This window comes from Sphingobacterium composti (assembly GCF_009829075.1).
GTDB classification, from domain to species: Bacteria; Bacteroidota; Bacteroidia; order Sphingobacteriales; family Sphingobacteriaceae; genus Sphingobacterium; species Sphingobacterium composti.
In genome coordinates this window covers 143,667-164,797 of the sequence record NZ_WUQZ01000001.1, presented here as the reverse complement: position 1 = coordinate 164,797, position 21,131 = coordinate 143,667, and the positions used below count along the sequence as shown (strand labels likewise).

Annotated in this window: 11 protein-coding genes; all 11 read right to left on the bottom strand. The window is 37.0% G+C overall.

The genetic code is table 11. The features are described from left to right. Positions 1 to 58 precede the first annotated feature (58 nt). Positions 59 to 1,540 (bottom strand): hypothetical protein, encoded by a 1,482-nt coding sequence (locus tag GOQ17_RS00725; protein ID WP_159633339.1) that lies wholly within the window; start codon positions 1,538 to 1,540, stop codon positions 59 to 61. Positions 1,541 to 1,608: 68 nt separating this feature from the next. Continuing rightward, the gene (locus GOQ17_RS00720; RefSeq protein ID WP_159633336.1) at positions 1,609 to 3,888 is read right to left on the bottom strand and encodes a RagB/SusD family nutrient uptake outer membrane protein; all 2,280 of its coding nucleotides are present in this window, start codon (positions 3,886 to 3,888) and stop codon (positions 1,609 to 1,611) included. Positions 3,889 to 3,899: 11 nt separating this feature from the next. Next, the gene (locus tag GOQ17_RS00715) at positions 3,900 to 6,971 is read right to left on the bottom strand and encodes a SusC/RagA family TonB-linked outer membrane protein (protein WP_159633333.1); all 3,072 of its coding nucleotides are present in this window, start codon (positions 6,969 to 6,971) and stop codon (positions 3,900 to 3,902) included. 22 nt (positions 6,972 to 6,993) lie between these two features. Continuing rightward, a complete protein-coding gene (locus GOQ17_RS00710) occupies positions 6,994 to 8,817 on the bottom strand; it encodes a RagB/SusD family nutrient uptake outer membrane protein (protein ID WP_159633330.1) in 1,824 nt (607 codons plus the stop codon). Positions 8,818 to 8,835: 18 nt separating this feature from the next. Next, complete coding sequence (locus tag GOQ17_RS00705) at positions 8,836 to 11,976, bottom strand: SusC/RagA family TonB-linked outer membrane protein (protein WP_159633327.1); 3,141 nt, start codon at positions 11,974 to 11,976, stop codon at positions 8,836 to 8,838. A 419-nt stretch (positions 11,977 to 12,395) separates the two neighbouring features. Continuing rightward, a complete protein-coding gene (locus tag GOQ17_RS00700) occupies positions 12,396 to 13,811 on the bottom strand; it encodes a sialate O-acetylesterase (protein WP_159633324.1) in 1,416 nt (471 codons plus the stop codon). Between the two features lie 85 nt (positions 13,812 to 13,896). Continuing rightward, positions 13,897 to 15,255 carry an FGGY-family carbohydrate kinase gene (locus tag GOQ17_RS00695; RefSeq protein WP_159633321.1) on the bottom strand — a complete coding sequence of 453 codons (1,359 nt, stop codon included), beginning with the start codon at positions 15,253 to 15,255 and terminating at the stop codon, positions 13,897 to 13,899. 17 nt (positions 15,256 to 15,272) lie between these two features. Beyond that, a complete protein-coding gene (locus tag GOQ17_RS00690; protein ID WP_159633301.1) occupies positions 15,273 to 16,547 on the bottom strand; it encodes a sugar isomerase in 1,275 nt (424 codons plus the stop codon). 71 nt (positions 16,548 to 16,618) lie between these two features. Beyond that, the gene (locus GOQ17_RS00685; protein WP_159633298.1) at positions 16,619 to 18,733 is read right to left on the bottom strand and encodes a bifunctional aldolase/short-chain dehydrogenase; all 2,115 of its coding nucleotides are present in this window, start codon (positions 18,731 to 18,733) and stop codon (positions 16,619 to 16,621) included. A gap of 15 nt (positions 18,734 to 18,748) precedes the next feature. Beyond that, positions 18,749 to 19,822, bottom strand: coding sequence for an L-rhamnose/proton symporter RhaT (gene rhaT / locus GOQ17_RS00680; RefSeq protein WP_159633295.1), 1,074 nt, complete (start codon positions 19,820 to 19,822; stop codon positions 18,749 to 18,751). A gap of 143 nt (positions 19,823 to 19,965) precedes the next feature. After that, positions 19,966 to 21,111: an aldose epimerase family protein gene (locus tag GOQ17_RS00675; protein WP_159633293.1), complete on the bottom strand. Its 1,146-nt coding sequence runs from the start codon at positions 21,109 to 21,111 to the stop codon at positions 19,966 to 19,968. Positions 21,112 to 21,131 lie beyond the last annotated feature (20 nt).

Sequence of the window (21,131 nt, the reverse complement as noted above, 5' to 3'; positions counted from 1 at the left end):
CTATACATGAGCTGATTTGTTTATTATCAGATATAAAATGAATTCCATTCTGTATATGTTATTTAATAAGTTTAATATTTTTTACAATGCCTTGACCTTGTTCCAGCAATTCAATTCTCAAACTTTTCATTGCACCTTTGTAATTGGGCATGTCAGAGAGATTAATTTTATATTTTTGATTTTTACCATTGATATTAATCTTATGTGTGGATTTTAAAATAGGTGAATTAGGAAATGTCGTCGATTTGTTCTTGCGCTCTTCATCGACATTTTTATCACCCTCAGACCAATTTAACCAATCAGTAAGATCCGATTTGGCCATAGGCTGTATCTCGACAACAATCTCCATCTCTGTAGATATTCCATTGAAACTTGCCTCAAATTCTAAATATGGATTTTCTTCTGCTTCCCAAAATGTGATAGGGCTAACTAACTTTGCTCCCTTTTGAAAAGAAATATTTAATCCACCTCGAATCGGAAAACCCGTGTCCTTACATTCTCCTTCATAATACCACATATCCCTAGTTTTGTTGAAATCCCATGATGGATGCTCTTTGGTATTAGAATGATCTTTGGCATAAGAGCGAATATCATTTATATTTCCCAAAACGAAAAATGTCTTATATCTCCAGGTGATGTTATGATCCAATATCTGTGTACCAATGGGTGCTATATGACCTGTCTGTCCATCCTTCTCTCCTCCAAAACCTTTGGTCATATCATTTGGATGAAAGCCTGCATTGAATCTCATGATATTTGGTTGGATAACTCCGATACCTAAACCGCTGTCATCTAGGAGTGCTACCCAATTTTCAGGTGTATAAAAGTTAACCCAAGGCCATCCTTTTCGATCATTTTTATCGATGATGATAGTGGTCGGTTGATCTTTGAAAGGCTTATCTCCAAGATAACTAACAACTTGATACCAGGCTCCATTAGTGTATATTGCAGGCATCTCTTGCGAGCAAGCTCGATATTGCGTCGTATCACTACGATTATTGACGATGGTAGCTTCCATCGTAATCACATTATTCTCAAGGGTATAAAGTGTTTGAAACTCGCACTCACAGGCTACACCTGTTTTGTGCGGCCATTGCATAGGTATACTGCGTACGAATATTGAATTTTCGCCTCTTCGCTCGAATGATATCAATTTGGACCTATGATTTCCAGCATCTCCAGATTGAATGGGGTTCCATCCCAAGCCTTGCCATTCGGTTGTAGGTGTCTCTCCATTAGGACCAATATAAGGCCAAGGTCCAGAATAATAGGACATTTGTATCTGACGGCCCCAATCGTAACTGTTGATCATATTGGCTCCACCATTTTTTTGATCAGAAAGAAAAGTAACAGCTCCACCTAGATTCAAATCTATTCCCAACTTAATACGATCATTTTGTAAATATTGCATAGAATCTTTGATGACATCTTTACCTGCCATCACAAGGACATTATCGCTTTTAAAACTATTGTTGGCACACCCAATAACAGCTAAAACGAAAACTGTTAATGATAAAATTTTAAAATTTAATATTCTCATATAAACAAGTTAAAAAATGGGCTTCAAGAGATTTTAGGTCTTCTAAACTTCCATAATCAATACAATTGCTACCAACCTGGATTTTGCCAGTTTGTTCCTGTGAAAGCTTCCATTTTTGTCGCTTCAGACAAACTCAATGGTTGCCATAAGTATTTATCTACGTTAGTACCACGATCTTGCAATTTAAAACGTTCATAAGTATAATTATTTCCGTTCTTAGTAATACGCATACCAGTTACAAATTTGTCTGTGTCCATCAAGATTTTCCAGCGTCTAACATCAAAGAAACGATGTTCTTCAAATGCTAATTCTACTTGGCGTTCATTACGATAGCGTTTTTCAAATTCCGCTTTAGATAATCCAGTTGGCAATGCGGGCATGTCTGCACGATTTCGGATAGCATTCACAGCTTCTCTTGCACTCATAGTTTGTCCACCAGATACTTTGGATGGTACTCTTACATCAGCTCCTACTGCATTGTAAGCTGCCTCTGCAAAGTTTAAATACAACTCTCCTAAACGAAAGATTTTCATTAAACCATCCTGATCTACTGTAACACTAGATTTGTAATTATTAAATTTCCTTAAATAATACCCTGTTCTAGTATACCTAGTCTCTGTTAAATCTGATGAAATTCTTGCATTTCCTCCCACAAAAGTTTCTACAGGAATTGGTGCTGGTGGATTATTAAAAGTTTCTATTTGGAAATTACGAATCGTGATATCATAACCCGGATCTCCGCCTGCATCAAAACGCAAGAAATGATTTGCTGGTGGTTGACCTCCATTATTATTTACTCCAAATCCAAATCGTGATATTGCATCCGATAAGTCAAATTCAAAACGCTTCCATTCTGTGGATCCTTCAATTCGAATATTCTCGGGAGATGAAACACCTCCTGCTGGACCTCCTGCTACACAGTAAAAAAACTGCGCATTCGTAATGGTTTTATTACTTTTATATTCAAAGGTAATCAGACGTTTTTCTCCAGATGGTATAGTTTTCCCCAATACAGATGTAAAAATCCACGGGTCAGAACCTGTAGTTGTTAAACTTGTTTCTCCATTACTTACAGATGAAGTTATATTATTTACCGTGCTTCTGAATGTTAGTGGAATTAAAGACTTATCTACATTTCCAGTTGATAATGAACGGGGTGAATTATTATAATAAATGGAAGCATAAAATCTAGGATCTCTTCCTACGTAAGGATTCATAGCGTCATATCCAGAAGCCGGGTTTATAATCGGTTGTAAATGCTGTGCGTCTGAATAGCCTGTGATAGGCATCTCTCCTGTAGCTTGCATGCCGTAAGCATCTACCAATTCTTGCGATGGACCAGAACCTGCCTTTTCAACACCAGCTATAAACGGAGTACCTGCCCATTTCCAAACATTCGTACGAGCAGCTGTAGATTCGAAAATAGTTTCCTTGTCTATTGCTCTACTTGGATCTGAGCGATTTATGAAATAATAAGCATACGAATTTTGAGCTATATCTGCTGAAGGGGCTATATCGAATAACTCAAAACCATGAGCTAAACATTGATCTAATGCTTCCTTAGTAATTTCGGTTGCCTTTTCCCACGTATATTTGCTGCCAGGAGAAGCAAATAATGGACTAGCCGCATATAAGGCTGCCTGTGATTTTACAGCATAGGCAAATGCACGAGTTACAGAACCGCGATCGCTATCATTGATATTCCATCGAAAACCAATATTGGCATCTGAGGTCTCTGGAATGGCTAACGCAGCATCACAATCTGCCAAAATAAAATCAATACATTCTTCTATTGATGCTCTTTTGTCTTTTGAAAAATCATGATTCACTTCATAGGGAGATGTAATTAATGGAACACCTCCGTATCGTTTTACAAGTTGAAGATAAAAATAGGCACGCAGCACCAAAACCTCTCCAATCCAACCGTTTTTTTCGACTTCCTTTATCTGAGCGGTGGCAATTTTAGGATCATTAATGCTACTCAAAAACGTATTACATTTTCGAATCCCCTGAAAATAATGATTCCAACCGTATACCCCATCAACAGGATTAGTCGTCGATGATGCCCTATTATTATACCAATCATTCACATCTCCGCTTACACCATCACTCGCGTCATGAGCCTCATCACTAAAAGATGCTAATGGCGTACGTGAGCCTTGGTACATAAAGCCTACCTGAGGAATATAGGATTTACAAATTTCATAATAACCCTTTGTTCTTGGATAAGTACTGAAAAGATCATTTAATGCTAATCTACCGTCAGAAGGCAAATCAAGATCAGCACATGATTCTAAAGTCACTAAACCCAAAGCAACAACACATATTTTAAATATACTTCTTTTCATGATCTCTAATTTTAGAAGTTTGCACTTAATCCAAGATTGAATACACGATAAGGCTGGAAAGTACTTCTACTTCCAATCTCTGGATCGATATATCTTGTCTTCATTTTATGAATAGTAAATAAATTCTGTGCATTAAAAGCCACTCGAATTTTTTGAGAATTGATTTTTTGCGATATATGTTCAGGTAAAGTATAGGCTAATTCCACATTTTTCAATCTCCAGAATGACCTATCATTCAAGAAAAAATCACTCGCCACATGATTCGTCGTCGGTGAAAGCGAAAGTGCGGGAAATGAAATTACTTCTCCAGCGGCATATCGATCAGCAGTCCACGAATTCAAATGAATATCATTAAAAATACCTCTACCTTGATTCTCATAGATACCCATACCACTCAGGAAATTTGAATAATTACTAACTCCATGAATTAGAAAAGAGAATTCAAAGCTTTTATAGTGAGCCCCTCCAATAATGGAATATTCTTGTTGTGGAGAATTCGGATTACCCATCGGCGCTAAATCTTTTACATCCACTACACCATCACCTGTCAAATCTTTATATATCAAATCACCTACACGTGGCTTACCAAATGCATATGAAACACCTGCGTTTGCTAATTCTGCAGCTGAATTAAACATTCCATTACCATTACTATAATCTACTTGATAGCCCCACAATTGTCCAATGTGGTATCCTTCAGTTCTACGACTATATGCATAATCGTCACCTAATGAAGCTTCATTAATAGAGATTACTTTGTTTCTAGCATCCATAAAGTTTCCTTGTACATAAAACGATAAATTCTGATTTAAATGTTTATTAAAGCCTAAGGAAACTTCATAGCCTCGATTTTCCATTTTACCGTTGTTTAACTTAGGATAATAACCCAATGGAATGCCTTGATAATCAGGGATCTGAGAAGCGCTATTAATTAACATATTATCAACTATATTGTCAAAATATTCCGCATCTACAGTAATCATATTAAACAAACCCAGGTTTACCCCTACATTTGCCTTTTTAATTTTTTCCGCTTGCAATAATGGATTCCCTCGCTCCAATTCAGAACCATTAGCTCGTATATTATCTAAATATAGAAAACGTGCACTCCCCAATTGATCATTTGCACTCACACCGTAAGAAACTCTGAATTTCAATAATGAAATTGCATCTATGCTTAAGAAATCCTCTTTAGAAGCAATCCATGCTGCAGAAACTGCTGGAGTCATGGTGTAACGATGGTCAGGATGAAATTGTTCGGAACCCGAATAACCAAGATCACCTTTTAAGAAATAGCGATCTTTAAAACCATACAAAGCAGAAACTCCAAAATTTTGTCTCAAATAGGGAAGTACATTATTTCCTCCGCCCGCAGATTCAATTTCTTGCTTTAAATAAAAGGTATGCGCAGAGGCATCAATACTATGCTCACCAAAGCGTCTACTGTAATCCAGTTTAGCCAATAAGTTTAAGTAATAAAAGAAGGTTGATCCTTTACCATAAACTAATGGTGTGTTTTCAAAACTTTTGTAAATAGTGAAATCATCTAATTTAGAAAAATCATCTCCTCTCAATACTCTTCTAAAGTTTTGACTGGTATTGGTTGTGTTTCGAACATATGTTTGGTAAGCCATCCCTCCTGTGGCGGACAAACCTTTCGTCAAAAAGTCCATATTCAGCTTCAATCCAGCTTGAGCAATAATATTCGTTTCAATGATTGTACTATACCCTGAACGATTTAAGCGACCATAAATTGGTGTATCAAATCCATCTACAGTTATCACCTGATTACTAATATTTTCCTTTCCTTCGATGATTGGAGATAATGGGCCGTATACTGTAGACGGAATATTAAACATGCTACTGTACAAATCCCATCCCATTTGACCACCAGCTAATTTCTCACGTTTCAAATTACCTGTTAATCGCATGTAACCTGATAAATAATCATTAAACTTCACATCCATATTGGTTCTAAAGTTTCCAATATGTACATGGGGCGTAGGATCATATTTACGATCAGGTTCGTCTGCAATTTTGAAAGGTTGCTGTTGGTTTACAAAGCTTAAATTCGAATAGTATCTAAATTTATCTGTTCCTCCTGCAGCATTGACGCCTATACGTTGCCTATTAACCATTTTGCGCATAAACATATCGTACCAATCATTATTTGGATAAGCCGGATCTTCTCCAGATTTAAACATGTCTATTTCCGTTTGCGAAAATTGGGAATAATCCCCTAAACCATCGTTTTTACCTGCCAAATTTCTCAATTCAGCATACTGCCCAGAATTAATAAATAAAGGTCTATTGGTCAATTGTTGAACAGTATTGTCCAAATAACCTTCCACTTTGAGCGGACTATTATTTCCTCGCTTAGTGCTTATTACAATCATACCTGACGCACCTTGAATACCATAGGCTGCAGTTGAGGAAGCATCCTTTAGTACCGTTATCGTTTCAATTTCCTTTGGAGAAATAAACTCCAAATAGTGGGTAGGTGCTATTACTCCATCTATAATAATTGTTGGTGAGTTTCCATTTACTGAAGAGATTCCTCTAATAGTCTTAGAATAATTCCCATAACCAAAGAAAGTTAGTTCTGCAATATTATTTTTCACAGTCAAACCTGGTAATCTACCTTGATATGTATCTGAAAGCACATTACTGGGTGTTCTGTTTAACACATCTCCAGACACTACAGACACGGATCCTGTTAAAGATTCTTTTGTGAATTTTTGATAACCAAAATCCAAATATCCTCCTGTATTATGCGCATCAAAAGCTAGTTGAATTTCCCTATTTGCAATGAGCTGACTTATTTCAACACGTTGATTTTGATAACCGGGGGCAGATACAACGACATACTTATTTTTAACGTCGAAAATATTATCAAATCCGCCCTCTTGATTGGTTACCAATGTTAAATCGCCTCCTTCAACAATAATAGTGGCACCTTTTATGGGTTGATTATAAATATTTACCACACGCCCACTGGAGCTTGTATTACTCTGCCCGTAAACTTGAACACAAATCATTGAACTTAAAATACCAAGTGCAATGAATCTTATATTTTTTTTCATACGTTTTCTATCTCATGAATTTTTACCATCCTGGATTTTGCCATGGCGTACCAGTTACCGCTTCCAATGTTGCCGCTTCTGCTAATGGTAATGGCAACAATAAATCTCTATTTTCCCATCCTCCACGTGGATTATTCGTTATATTTCTTCTACTATAAGTAAATGTTCCATTGCTATTCTTCTTAATATCCATCGCCGTAAAATATTTACTTGTTTCTGCCAAATCACCATCAGGATTTTGCCATCTACGTAAATCAAAATAGCGGTTTTCTTCCCAAGCCAACTCTACACGACGCTCATTTCTAATACGAAGAATTAATTCTTCTTTTGTTAATAATGGGGATAAATTGGGCATACCGGAGCGGTTTCTGACTTCATTAGCTGCCAGCCTAGCTTCTGCTAATCTTCCTGACTCTGCTGCTGCTTCGGCTAAATCCAATAAAGTTTCACCTAGACGGTAATATTTCCAGTTGGAATTATTGGCTGGAGCTTCGTTACTTGCTCCGGGACGCGTCATTTTAGCTTGATAATAACCTGTCCTTGAGCGCGAGCGATTCGTCACATCCCAACTTGGAGCATTGTCACCTCCTTGGTAAATTTCAGCTACATATGCAACATTATTCCAGTGAACAATAGACCCATTACGTATGACTGTTTGATCCAAACGCGGATCACGGTTAGCGTACGGATCATTAGGATTATATTGTGTATTCGCGGGATTATAATTTGGTTGCAAATGTTTCTCGTCCAGATAGGGTTTGGCTAGATTTAAAACTGGCTCTCCATTAATAGTTTCAAATGCGTCTACTAATTCTTGAGTTGGTGCAGTACCTGTTTTGTATACTCCAGGAAAGCGAGCTCCAGTTATATAACCTATATGCCATATAAAAACACTGCCGCTATTAGTTTGGAAAATAGTTTCTTTATCTCTAGGGGATGCTGAATAATCCGCATTTTGTGTCATTAATTGTCTTAATGCAGCCGCAGGACCTGTACCATAAACTGCTGGTTGTGTAGTTGTTTTGAACAACTCGTATCCATTTGCTTTTAGACGAGATACGGCATCAGCAGCAGTAGTATAAGCTTCATCCCAATGATTTTGACCTTCATTATGTAAAGGACTAGCTGCAAATAGCATTGCCTTTGTTTTTAAAGCTAACGCTAATGCTTTGGTAACCCGCATTGCATCATTTTCGTTATCGATACGCCAAGGTAAATTTGGATCAGCTAAGGCTTCATCACAATCTGCAATTATAAATTTAGCTACATCGTACACCGAATTACGAGTTAGTGTAGAGAAATCAGCATCGAATGGCATAGTTGCATCTAAAACTGGGACTTTACCAAACCATTTAACTAATTCCATATAAAAGAATGCTCTTAATACACGAGCTTCTGCTTTGAATCGACCTCTATTAGACTCAGAGTGTACTGCAGCTTTATCAATTACCTCAATAAATTGCGAACATAAACGGATTTGTTGCCAAAAGCGTGTCCAATAATTATTATTCAAACCACCATGGTCTTCAGTATTGTCTCGCATCCAATGGCGATCAGCATTATTGTTATCTGAATATATAAAGCCAGTTGCAAGCCCTTGGGCTTCGTCCGAAGTATATCCGTCATCACTCGCTGCTACTACTAAGGATTCAAAGAAATGATATGAATAACCTTTCTTAGGTATATTTACATAACATCTATTTAATAATCCCTCTACTCGATCCGGATCCGATAAAATATCTTCCATCTGCATGTTGCCATCAGGCGCCATATCTAACACATCTGAACAAGAGGTACTAAACAAAATCATGGCAATGACCGGAGCTATTATAAATTTAAATTTCATTTCAGTAAACTTTAAAAATTAGAATGCGACATTTAACCCAAAATTGAACATCTTAGTAATAGGGTAAGCTAATACTCCTGGTTGTTCTGGGTCTACTGTGTCAATAGGCATTTTATCAAATGTTAATAAATTGTTACCATTAATATAAACACGCACACGCTCTACACCAATAGGATCTAATAATGACTTTGGTAAATAATATCCCAATTCGATGTTTTTCAACCTTAGGAACGAACGGTTCATAATGAAAACAGAATTGGCTAAATGATTAACCCCTTCAGAAATTGATAAAGCTGGGTACAAAATTTCTTCCCCATTTTCATAACGTTCCTTTGTCCAAGCTTGTCTATGCCATCCACTATAGAATCCAACTAATCCCAATTCGGTAACTCCCCATCCATTGGTATGCCTATGCGTTTGTCCAACTCCAGAAATTAAAAAGGATACATCAAATTGTTTGTAGGTCACTGCTCCAGAAAGTCCATAAGAGACTCTGGGAATAGAAGGTTTTCCTATTGGCACCAAATCACGATCATTAATTACTCCATCTCCTGTAATATCTTTATATTTAAAATCGCCCAGTCTGGGTGTACCACCAATCTGATAATCAACCAAATTATCCAATTCTTCCTGGGTGTTGATATAGCCATTCCCATTTGAATAATCGATTTCATAACCAAAATTTTGACCAATACTGAATCCTGTAGACCTATATTGATATGCGTAATCTTCGCCATATCGCACCTCATCCGCAAAAACAACTGTATTATTATTATATGCAAAGTTTCCTTTTGCTAAAATGGAAAGATTTGGACTCAAGGACTTACGATAGGTTAATTCCGCTTCAAACCCCTTATTATCAACCTTACCAATATTCACTTTAGGAATATTACCCAGAGGCACCCCTTGTAGAACCGGAATGGTACGACGAGAAATTAAGATTTTATCCCGATTCTCTTGAAAGAAATCAACTGTTAATGATAGAGATTTGAACAACTCCAGATCGACACCTATATTAGATTTTTTTGCTATTTCCCACTGAATCGCTTCATTACCCAACGCTCCTTGTGACACTGATTGTCCTCTTCCAAGTGACGAAAAAATACCTCCTGTCATATTTAAAAAACTCTGATAAAGAAAGCGACTACCGCCTAATTTATCATTCCCCGTAAGTCCAAATGAACCTCTAATTTTCAAATTGGTAATCACTGGATTCTCTTTTAGGAAAGACTCATTACTAGCCACCCATCCTACAGAGAATGCAGGGAATGAACCAAAGCGATTAGCAGGAGCAAATTGTTCTGAACCATTATAACCATAATTAAATTCAGCTAAATAGCGATAATCATAATTATACGTCGTACGACCTACAAACCCTACAATATTATAAGGCAGTCCAGCACCATACTGATCCCAATTATCGCGCTGCATTAATGCCATTCCCGTTATGTTATGCTTACCGAATACTCGTGAATAATTCAAAGAGATTTGATAATTAGTATAATAACGTGTCTCCATGCTCTTAGATAGGGCGATTGCTGGATCTTCATTCGTTCTTAATGGAGCATAGGAATTACTTTGGGAAGGATCTCTAGCAACTCTAAAGCTATAAGAGTCTAATGCTTTAACACCTTGCAACACCGTTCTACCTTGACTATCAAAAGCTACTAAACCCTTCATGGACAAACCCTTAGTAATGAAATCCATTCCCCAATCCAAATTGAAAGAAGAGTTCAAATTGTTATTCATTTCTTGACGGTAGCCCCTCCTATTGATTTCTCCATAAGTATTGCGATCCTGCCCTGATTGCGCTATAACTTCTCCAGCCGGCACACCATACCCATCTACTGTCAAAGGTCCAACATCTGTAGGAGGTGTCGCCCAAGTGTAGGCAATCATATTGGCAACCATATTATCATTATTCCCTCCAAACAATGCTACTGTTTGTGGCGTATTCATACGTTCAAGATAGGTAGCTATATTTAAAGAGGCCTTTAAATTACTGGCAATTTTATAGTCTATGTTACCTCTAAAATTGTAACGATCCATTTTATAACTAGGATCATACCCAAGATTCTCTTCAGGCTCTGTTTTGAAATTACCCCCTTGTCCAATATAGCCTACGTTTAAGAAATATGTAAACTTATCACCTCCCCCATTGAAATTGGAGTTTAAACGTGTTTGTGGCGCCCAATTTTTAAAGTAATCATGAAACACATCGCGGTCAGGATAAAAAACACGGTCTTCACCACTTCTATACATCTCAATCATGTATGGAGTAAATGGTAAGTCACTTTCTAAAGCTGTAGGATTATCATTCATAAATGCTTGATTTCTCAATTCAGCAAATTCCCAGGAATGAAGTCTTTCCGCTTTAGCCAAAAACCCATGATAAGTACGATCTAAGGAAATATTTAATTCTGATTTTCCGGCTTGTCCTCTACGAGTAGTAATTAAGATTACACCATTAGCACCACGCACCCCAAATGCAGCCGTTGCTGAAGCATCTTTTAGTATACTTACTGACTCGACCTCATTAGGATCCATCTTACTGATGTTAGACCGAGGAACCCCATCGATTAAAATCAATGGAGAGGCATCGTTTAATGTCCCCACACCCCGCAAATATAGATTTACAAGGTCGTTACCTGGTTGTCCAGAAGTTTGTACGGTTGTTAAGCCTGGTAAACGGCCAGATAATGCGGAAGCCAAATTTGGAGCAGCACTCTGTTTCAAATCTTTGGTTTCAATGGTTGAGATTGCCGCTGTTACGGACACTTTCTTTTGCTGTCCATACCCCACGACCACGACTTCATCAATATCTTGATCACTTACAGAAAGTTCAACCTCAATTTTTTCGCCAGGCTTGACAAACAGACGTTGCTCTTCGTAGCCAATAATTCTAAAAATTAGCACACCGGATTTAGGAATACTAATTTCAAAATCACCATTACTATCAGAAGACGTCTTAATATTGCTCTCCGCAAACAATATTGTAACATCGGGAATAGCGGTTCCTGTTCCTGACTCTACTATTTTACCGCTCACTTTGCCAACTCCCTGCGCAAAGACCGGTGTACTACAAAATGCAAACAGCACGATAAGGCTGGTCAAAATTTGAAGAAAGATGTTGTTGTGTATAAAACGATGTTCTTTCATAATGTTTATAGGTATTAAATTGTATAATCTCTACTTCGTTAAAAGCAAATACTATACTCTTTCCTCTTCACTGTTTTAACTAGGTTTAAGATTTTATAATTGTTAAAGTTTATAACTAATGTATTTTGAGCTCTTAAACATTAGCTATTAAGTTATCTACATCCAAATTACTTAAGAAATTCCTTTTAACCATCCTGCCCTATCCTTCTCCAAACCTTCGTCTACTTAAGGCAAAAAAGACACTAAATAAGTGTCCCTTAGATTCTTTTAGATAAAAAATCTGAATTAAATCACCTACTTCGGTATTTTCTTAAATACAAAAATATATTACCCAAGTTTTCATTAGTTCAGCTATTCGATTAGCATAGTTGGCAAGTGCACTATTATTTTTCTTGATTACAAACTTGCTACATGGATTGCTATTGGACTTCCCAATTGTCTGTCCTAAAAGGAGCAATCGGAAGACCATTCTCATTAAACAAATTTGGCATAGATATTTCTGTGAATCCAAATCTTACCGCAACAGGATTGGATATGTCCTCACTATATACAATTAATTTATTCTTTATGACTTTACTTTTTGCTTTATGAAAAACACGATCTTCACTACATATATAAATATCATCTAATTGTTTCCCTTTAATGACGAGATTACCATTTAGGTGGTGAAAAGAAATCTCCATTTTATTTCCAACAACTTTGTAGCCATTATAAATAGGTGATTTGTAATCTACCATTGGTTTTCCATATAATTCAGCGAGAGCTATTTTAGATAATCGAACTGCGACTTCCTTCTTTTGACTAGGATGAATGTCTTTTATATTATCGACAAGATCTGTAGTTACTACCATGCCCGAATTAGGTAATTCAAGCGCTGTCTTATTTTGCTGTTCTCGTAACAAGGCTGCCTTAGGTATATTGTTGTTATATTCAAACGGAGCAATTTGGACAAAATAAAACGGCATTTTTTCTTCCCAAGCAGACCTCCAAGAACCAACCATAGCCTTCATCAACTTATCATATCCCCACCATGTACTCACATTGCTCTCTCCTTGATACCAAAAAAGTGCTTTCAAAGGAAAACCCACTAAAGGAGAAATCATACTATTCCACAAAACTCCATTATTGTGTGGTCTATAAGGATTTTCTATTTGTTGTTTAGAAAGTTCATAAAGTTCTTTGTCAACTTGAATAACTTGTTCAGGTGTCCATACCTCTGCAGAAGTTCCTCCCCAGCTTGCATTTATAATCCCAATTGGAACCCCAATCTCAAAATTGATTTCTTTAGCTAAAAAATAGCCTATAGCGGAAAAAGGTTTTAATGATTCTGGAGTCAATGTTGACCAATTGTTAGAAATATTTTCTTGAGGTGTTGAAGCTCCATTTCTATTTACCTGTAGAAGACGTATATTTGAATTATATGCATTGGGTAATTCATCCATAATCTCCTTTAATCCCTGATCTCCTCCCCATTCCATATTAGATTGTCCAGAACACAAAAAAACATCACCTAATAATACATTTGATATGGTCAACTTTTCGTCTCCAGATTGTATAGATATGGAATATGGTCCTCCCGCACCTATTGTTTTGATTTTACCACTCCACTTTCCATTGTAATCTGTTGTAATACCTATTGTATCCTGCATCCAAGAACCATGTATCTTAATATGAGAACCTGCTTTTGCCCAACCCCAAATTTTTGCATCTACCTCACGTTGCAAAACCATATGGTCTGAAAATATATTGGGAAGACGCAATTGACCATAGCAATGACTGATTGACACTAATGAACAAAAGGCAACAAATAGTAATTTTAGATTTATATTTTTCATCTTGTATATTATATAATAGGTTCTACACATTCAGCTTAGGTAGTGTATTAATATTCATTCTAGAGAAAGTATATCTAATATCTATCTACGCTTTATAATATCTCAATTCGATGATATTATTAGGAAATGGTAAAGTATTCCAATGTTCATGGATCAGCAATGCCGCACCAATTGCCGTAGCTTGTGCCATGGAAGCAGCATAAATTTCTATTGTAGGAAATCTTCGAGCTAATAAATTCATATAAATATGATTTTTACTAAAGCCACCATCTACAAATATTCTTTTAATATTTTGACCAGCTAAAACCAATTTTGTCGACTCAACTTGAGCATTTACAAGACAAAAAATCAGCGCATGATAAGCTTCTTCGTAGGTTTTAAACCTGTCTAAATCTAATTCAGCAAATGTATTTAGTGTGAAAACGTCTATACTTTGTCCCAGATCCAGTCCTTCGATAACACGCCAATTGATCTCAAAATGTTTGAATCGTGCTGTAGTCACATTAAAGTGATCAGCTATTCGTTTTGACTGCGTCTCGTGTTCATACCCCGCAAATAATCTAGAAGCCTTGACGGGAGTTCCGTTGTACGTCAGATAGAATAGGCAATCCTGATCTAATTCTGCCTTAGTTAAAGGTTCATCGTTGAATGGATTCATCGATATACACCAGGTACCCGTTGAAATCAACACAAATGGTTCATGAAAATTGACCAAATAAGGAATCAAAGCAGAAGAACTATCGTGCAGACCTGTTCCAACCTTGTACGTACTTCCAGGAAATGTACTTGAAAACACTTCCTTGCCGTTTACAATTGGTGCAAGCTTCTTATCTATTCCGCTATCTTTAACCCATTGATGGTAATTCTTCGTATTAAAATTCCACAATGCAGTGTGACATCCAATACTTGTCATATCCGAATACAATTGTCCCGACACCAAAAAACTTAGATACTGAGGCAAATGCAATGCGTACTTCATCGTATTGAAAACCTCAGGTTGCTCTTTCATTAAGCGATAGATTTGCTTGCCCGAATTAAGACTTCCCAATGATGGAGAAGCGGTATCCAACACAAATTTATTTTCGCCTCCATAGGATTGATGCAAGTCGTCCTGTAGATTAACTGGATAATCTTTTAAATAATTATACAGCGGTGTCAGCGGTCTACCATTTTGATCCAAATAGACAAAACTCGCTCCATAGGAAGTAAAATTAATCGCCTTAATATCAAATTCAGCTCTACGAAAAACTTCGTGTAATGAATCAAATACAGATAATCGTAAACTTTCTAAATTTTCACAGGGGAAGCCATCCTCATCGACGGTTTCCATAAATCTTGCCGAACGTTCAAAAACGATTTGATAATGTTCGTCAAATAAAAATAACTTTTTGTTGGTTTTACCAACGTCAAATATTGCAATAACAGGTATACACTCCTTTCCCATCCTTCCTTATCTAATTATTACAATCCTGTCGCTACAGTGGATTCGCCACGTTCATCTATTAATTGTTGTCTCACATTAATGTCGTTGAACAATTTAATTGGATTTAATGCAGCACCTTCACGCAATCTTGCCTCTGCCACAAGAGCACGCAAGTCAGTACGAAAAGCATCTTGTAATATTTCTTGTCCAACTACTACATTATTCTCTTGTTGTGCTTTTTTCAGCGCTTGACGATCCACGAACAATGCTTGTGCGTAGGCGATTTTAATTGCTTCTACAGATTGTAATAAATCAGCTAATGGATCTTTCAAATTGTGCGAAGCATCAATCATCCAACCCAGACCTGTTGCATGGTCAATTCCTCTAGCATCCATACCTTCTACTAATTCATTGAAGATCAAAAATAATTGATAAGGCTTGATCGCTCCAGCAGTTAAATCATCATCTGCATATTTACTATCATTGAAATGGAAGCCTGCTAATTTGTTTTCCATTAATAACAAAGACACGATTTGTTCGATATTTGCATTTGGTAAATGGTGCCCTAAATCCACTAATGTGTACGCTTGATCTCCCAATTTACTCGCTAATAATAATGATTGTCCCCAATCTGCAATAGTTGTTGAATAAAAATTAGGCTCAAAAGCTTTGTATTCAATAAACATTTTCCAATCCGAGGGAAGATGCTTGTAGATTTCTCTTAAACTTTCTAACGTATTTTGGAATGCCTCACGGAAATTCAATTGACCTGGAAACGAAGATCCATCTGCCAACCATACTGTCAACGCTTTAGAACCTAAAGCAATACCATGCTTAATCACCTCAATATTATGCGTTACCGCTTGCTTACGTACATTTGGATCTACATGTTGCAATGATCCAAATTTGTAACTGTATGCTTGATTCGGTTGGTCCTGAAAAGTATTTGAATTCACCGCATCAAATGCCAATCCATAGGATGATGCTAAAGCTTTAATCTTCTCGGCGTCTTGAGGAATATCCCAAGGAATATGAAGTGAAATCGCTCCACTCGACTTGTTCAATGCATGCAATAAGCCTACATCTTCGATTTTTTGCTCCAAATTTCCCGGTTCACCTTTGCCACTAAAGCGACCAAAACGCGTACCACCTGTACCTAAAGCCCAACTCGGAATAGCAATATTAAATTTTTGTACTTTCGCTACGATTTCCTCAAAGTTCGAAATACTATCCTTTAAGAAATCTACTTGTTTAGTATGTTTAGCTAATAATTCTTGGTTATGTTGATCTATGATAGATTGCTCGATTTTCATAAGTATATAGGTTTAGATAGTTAGAAAAATAGAAATTATTTTTCTAACTATCGTACTTGATTTAATAATTGTTATCGGACAAATGCCATGGCTACTCCGCCATCTACATTCAATACATTTCCTGTAGATTTGCTTAGTTCACCGCCTACAAATGCAAAACAAGCATTAGCTATATCATCTGGCAAAATTATTTCGTTTAACAAAGTTCGTTTTGCATAGTAAGCAGGTAATTCTTCTACCGTAACACCGTAAGCTTTAGCTCGACCTTCGGCCCAGCCTCCAGCCCAAATATTACTATCTGAAATAACCGCATCTGGGTTTACTACATTTACTCTAATTTTGAAAGCGCCAAGTTCCGCTGCATTCAATCTACTAAGGTGCAATTGCGCTGCTTTAGCAGAACCATACCCCGCATTATTCGGACCACTAACCAACGCATTTTTACTCACAATATTCACGATGTCACCACCAATATTTTGTGCTTTCATTACTTTAGAAGTAGCCTGAGTAACGATAAACTGACCTTTTACCAATACATCATATAATAAATCCCAATCCTTTTGCGTATGATCTTCAATAGATTTTGAAATGGATAGTCCGGCATTATTCACCACAATGTCCACACCGCCAAATGCTAAAGCAGCCACTTTAAGTGCTTCTTCTATTTGCTCTTGATTCGTTACATCTAGGACAGCAGTCGTAACATTGTCCGCACCAAATAAGTCTACAAATTCTGCTTTTGCATCTGCTAATCTCTCTTGATTCAAATCGCTTAAAACGACTACAGCTCCCTCTTCTGCAAAACGCTTTGCAATAGCTTTACCTATACCGCCTGCACTTCCAGTTACCAAAGCGATTTTACCAGACAATGCTTTTGGCTTTGGCATACGTTGTAGCTTCGCCTCTTCCAATAACCAATATTCAATATTGAAAGCCTCTTGTCTCGGTAGTGAAGTATATTCACTCACCGCTTCCGCTCCTTTCATTACATTGATAGCATTTGTATAAAATTCCGAAGCCACACGTGCGGTTTGCTTATCTTTTGCAAAAGCAAACATTCCGACTCCTGGATAGATTATGATTACTGGATTTCTGTCGCGAATAGCAGGGCTATTCGGGTGTTTACAAGTTTCATAATAATCCGTGTACATCGCTCTGTACGCTTCAAATAATGGAAGCAATTTTGATTTTATCGCTTCTATATCCGATAAGTCTTCGTTTTTATCCAAATTCAGAATCAAAGGTTGAATCTTAGTGCGTAAGAAATGATCTGGACAGCTTGTTCCCAAAGGAGCTAATTTTTCCAAATCATTGGAATTGATAAATTCCAACACCCTAGCATCGTCAGAGAAGTGGCCAACCATAGGACGCTCACTTGAACAAAACCCTCTTAATATGGGTGCAATAGCAGCAGCCTGTGCCAATCTATCTTCTTGTACTAGACTATCTACTTTTTGACCACCAAATACAGGTCTTGACTTACCGTAATTCTCTTCCAAATAAGTTGCGCAAGTTTCGATGACATCCAATGAATTCAAATAACATTCATACGCCGTATCTCCCCATGTAAAAAGTCCATGCGAACCAAGCATAATTCCACGGATACCAGGGTTTTCGGCTAAGCATTCGCGCAATTGCAAACCTAAATCGAAACCAGGCTTTTGCCATTCTACCCAGCCAATTGTTCCTTTGAACAAATCTTTTGTGATTTGTTTTCCATCTTTTGCTGCCGCAATAGCAATCGCAGCATCTGGGTGCAAGTGATCGATATGTTTGAATGGAAGAAAACCATGCAATGGCGTATCAATAGAGGGTGCCTTCGATGATAAATCGAATATACAACGGTTGAAAAGCTCGACCATTTCGTCCTCATGCTCGATACCGCGATACACTTTCTCAAGATTACGAAGTCGTTCTACATACAATGCAGCCAAACCTGACTTCTTTAATGTGCCGATATCACCACCAGAACCTTTAATCCACATTACTTCCACTTCTTCACCTGTCAATGGATCCTTATCCATTACTTTACATGATGTATTTCCGCCTCCGTAATTCGTTATCCTAAGATCCGACCCCAAGATATTAGATCGGTATAATAATAACGCTACTTCATCTCCTTCTAAGGATTTAGCTTTTTCCTCATCCCAAAGGTAATTCACATGTTGATATGTTTTTGTTTGCATAAATCTTTGTAATATTTATTCTAAAGTTTTCGCGAATCCTACCACACAAATAGATAGGATGATAATGACAATTCCAGATATAATGGCCGTATAGGTTGGTTTACTCACACCTTTCCATTCTTTTAGGAACACACCCCAGGCATTTGAAATCAATATGATAAATGCCATGTGTAAAATCCATGAACTTGCACCATTCCCAAGGCGGCTCTCACCCATGCCGTAAAAGAAAAATTGCAAATACCATGTCGTGCCTGCTAAAGCGCACAACAAGAAATTTTTCTTTAAAGGAGCTGTTGCTTTCGAGTAGTCTGTAAGGGTCTTATTTTTTAATAATAAATACGCACACCAAATAAAATTCGTCGTAAATCCTCCCCAAAGTATGACGATATAGGTAACATTATTCTGATAAAGGAATTCTCCTTGTCCTGGATTAACTGATTTCCAAAGTGCATTAGCGACATCAGCCATCGGCTTTCCTGCTTCTATAGCAAAATTGAAACATGCACTTAAAGCTCCTGAAATTAAAGCCACAATAATCCCAATACCAAAGTTGTAATCTGTTTTATCGGTGCCACCAGCATTTGATAATCCTTTTTCTTTCAAAACTCCAGCTTTTCCACACAGGTAAATCCCCACAATACAAAGAACTAAGCCCGCCATAACGCACAATCCCGACGCGGTCGTAAAAAAGAAATCTATGCTATGCTTGCCATCTGCTGGATTAAAATAGTAGTAAATCGCAGGCATCAGTGCACCTAACACCATGCTCAATCCTAGTATAATACTGCTTCCCAACGAAACACCTAAGTATCGAACACCTAAACCATATGTCAGTCCACCTATCCCCCACAATACACCAAAAAGAAATGTATAACCTAGCACACTTGAATTTGCGTCTCCTATTATTTCAAAAAAATTAGGAATAGTAAGCCAAGCTGCCAATGGAGGAACGATTATCCAGGAAAATAATCCACCCAAGATCCACATCGCTTCCCAGGACCAGTCTCGTACTTTTTTATATGGTACATAGAAGCTTCCTGACGCGAAGCCTCCTATAAAATGAAAAAATACTCCTGCAATTGCATTCATGATTTGTTGTAGAGTTTATATGGTTTATGTAGAATCTAAGTTACCTCATAATATGCACCTAACTGTTATGTACTGTCATGCAGAATGAAAAAAAAGAGACTTACAAATTGCAAGTCTCTTTTATATGATGTTAGTTATACTAACTACCTAACCGAAAATCTGTATTCAGTTTTTGTGGAATATTTCTGTCCAGGAGATAGAACTGTCGATGGAAAACTCGGCTGATTAGGAGAGTCTGGGAAATGCTGTGTTTCCAAACACAATGCAGAACGATATGGATATGATTTACCGCCTTTTCCTCTAGGTTCATCAGAGGACATGAAGTTTCCACTATAGAATTGTAAACCTGGCTCTGTAGTAATGACTTTCATTTCGATTCCAGTTTTAGGTGCATACAATGTAGCGACATCAGTAAAGCCTTCTTTTTTATTTAAAACAAAATTGTGGTCATAACCTTTACCAAAAGTTAGCTGTTGATTTTTTTGGTCGATATCTTTGCCTATTGATTTTGCAACAGTAAAATCAAATGGCGTACCTTTCACATCTGAATTAATCCCCGTTGGAATCAACCCTTTATTAACTTCTGTTAATTTATCTGCATCGATCCAAAGTTCATGATCCAAAATTGTTGAATCGCCAGCACCATTTAGGTTGAAATAAGCATGGTTTGTCAGATTCAATACCGTTTCTTTGTCCGTTTCGCCTTCGTAGTGAATTTCTAGCCCACCATCATTATTCAGCTTGTACGTGACACTCATTTTTACATTACCCGGAAATCCAGCTTCGCCATCAGGTGAAAGGTATTCTAAAGTAATGGCATCATCAGAAATTGATTTCACATCCCATACTTTATTGAAAACACCATTTTTACCACCATGTAATGTGTTTTTTTCGTTATTAATTTCCAATTGATAGGTATTATCCCCCAATTTAAAAGTACCATTCGCAATTCTATTTCCATATCTTCCAACAACAGCTCCATAAAAATTATTGGTATTCGCTATATATTCTTCTGCTTTGTCATAACCAAGAATTACATCAACAGGCTTATTGGACTTATCATTCACTACCACAGAAACAAGTCTAGCTCCAAAATTTGTTAGGCTCACTTCCAACTTGTCATTTTTAATCACATAAAGAAGTACATCTTTATTATCATGGTTCGCATAGAATACACTTGTATCTATTGCTTCATTAGATTGATCTTTTTGATTGTTATTTTTTGCTCCTTGACAGGAAAAAATAACAAATAAACCTGCTACTGTTAGTACTTTAAAAATTGATCTCATAATTTATATAATTTGTTTTA

What these genes read in the sequence shown, in the direction of transcription:
- GOQ17_RS00725 (WP_159633339.1), bottom strand. Translation starts at nt 1,540, where the DNA reads ATGAGAATATTAAATTTTAAAATTTTATCATTAACAGTTTTCGTTTTA.
- GOQ17_RS00720 (WP_159633336.1), bottom strand. Translation starts at nt 3,888, where the DNA reads ATGAAAAGAAGTATATTTAAAATATGTGTTGTTGCTTTGGGTTTAGTG.
- GOQ17_RS00715 (WP_159633333.1), bottom strand. Translation starts at nt 6,971, where the DNA reads ATGAAAAAAAATATAAGATTCATTGCACTTGGTATTTTAAGTTCAATG.
- GOQ17_RS00710 (WP_159633330.1), bottom strand. Translation starts at nt 8,817, where the DNA reads ATGAAATTTAAATTTATAATAGCTCCGGTCATTGCCATGATTTTGTTT.
- GOQ17_RS00705 (WP_159633327.1), bottom strand. Translation starts at nt 11,976, where the DNA reads ATGAAAGAACATCGTTTTATACACAACAACATCTTTCTTCAAATTTTG.
- GOQ17_RS00700 (WP_159633324.1), bottom strand. Translation starts at nt 13,811, where the DNA reads ATGAAAAATATAAATCTAAAATTACTATTTGTTGCCTTTTGTTCATTA.
- GOQ17_RS00695 (WP_159633321.1), bottom strand. Translation starts at nt 15,255, where the DNA reads ATGGGAAAGGAGTGTATACCTGTTATTGCAATATTTGACGTTGGTAAA.
- GOQ17_RS00690 (WP_159633301.1), bottom strand. Translation starts at nt 16,547, where the DNA reads ATGAAAATCGAGCAATCTATCATAGATCAACATAACCAAGAATTATTA.
- GOQ17_RS00685 (WP_159633298.1), bottom strand. Translation starts at nt 18,733, where the DNA reads ATGCAAACAAAAACATATCAACATGTGAATTACCTTTGGGATGAGGAA.
- rhaT (WP_159633295.1), bottom strand. Translation starts at nt 19,822, where the DNA reads ATGAATGCAATTGCAGGAGTATTTTTTCATTTTATAGGAGGCTTCGCG.
- GOQ17_RS00675 (WP_159633293.1), bottom strand. Translation starts at nt 21,111, where the DNA reads ATGAGATCAATTTTTAAAGTACTAACAGTAGCAGGTTTATTTGTTATT.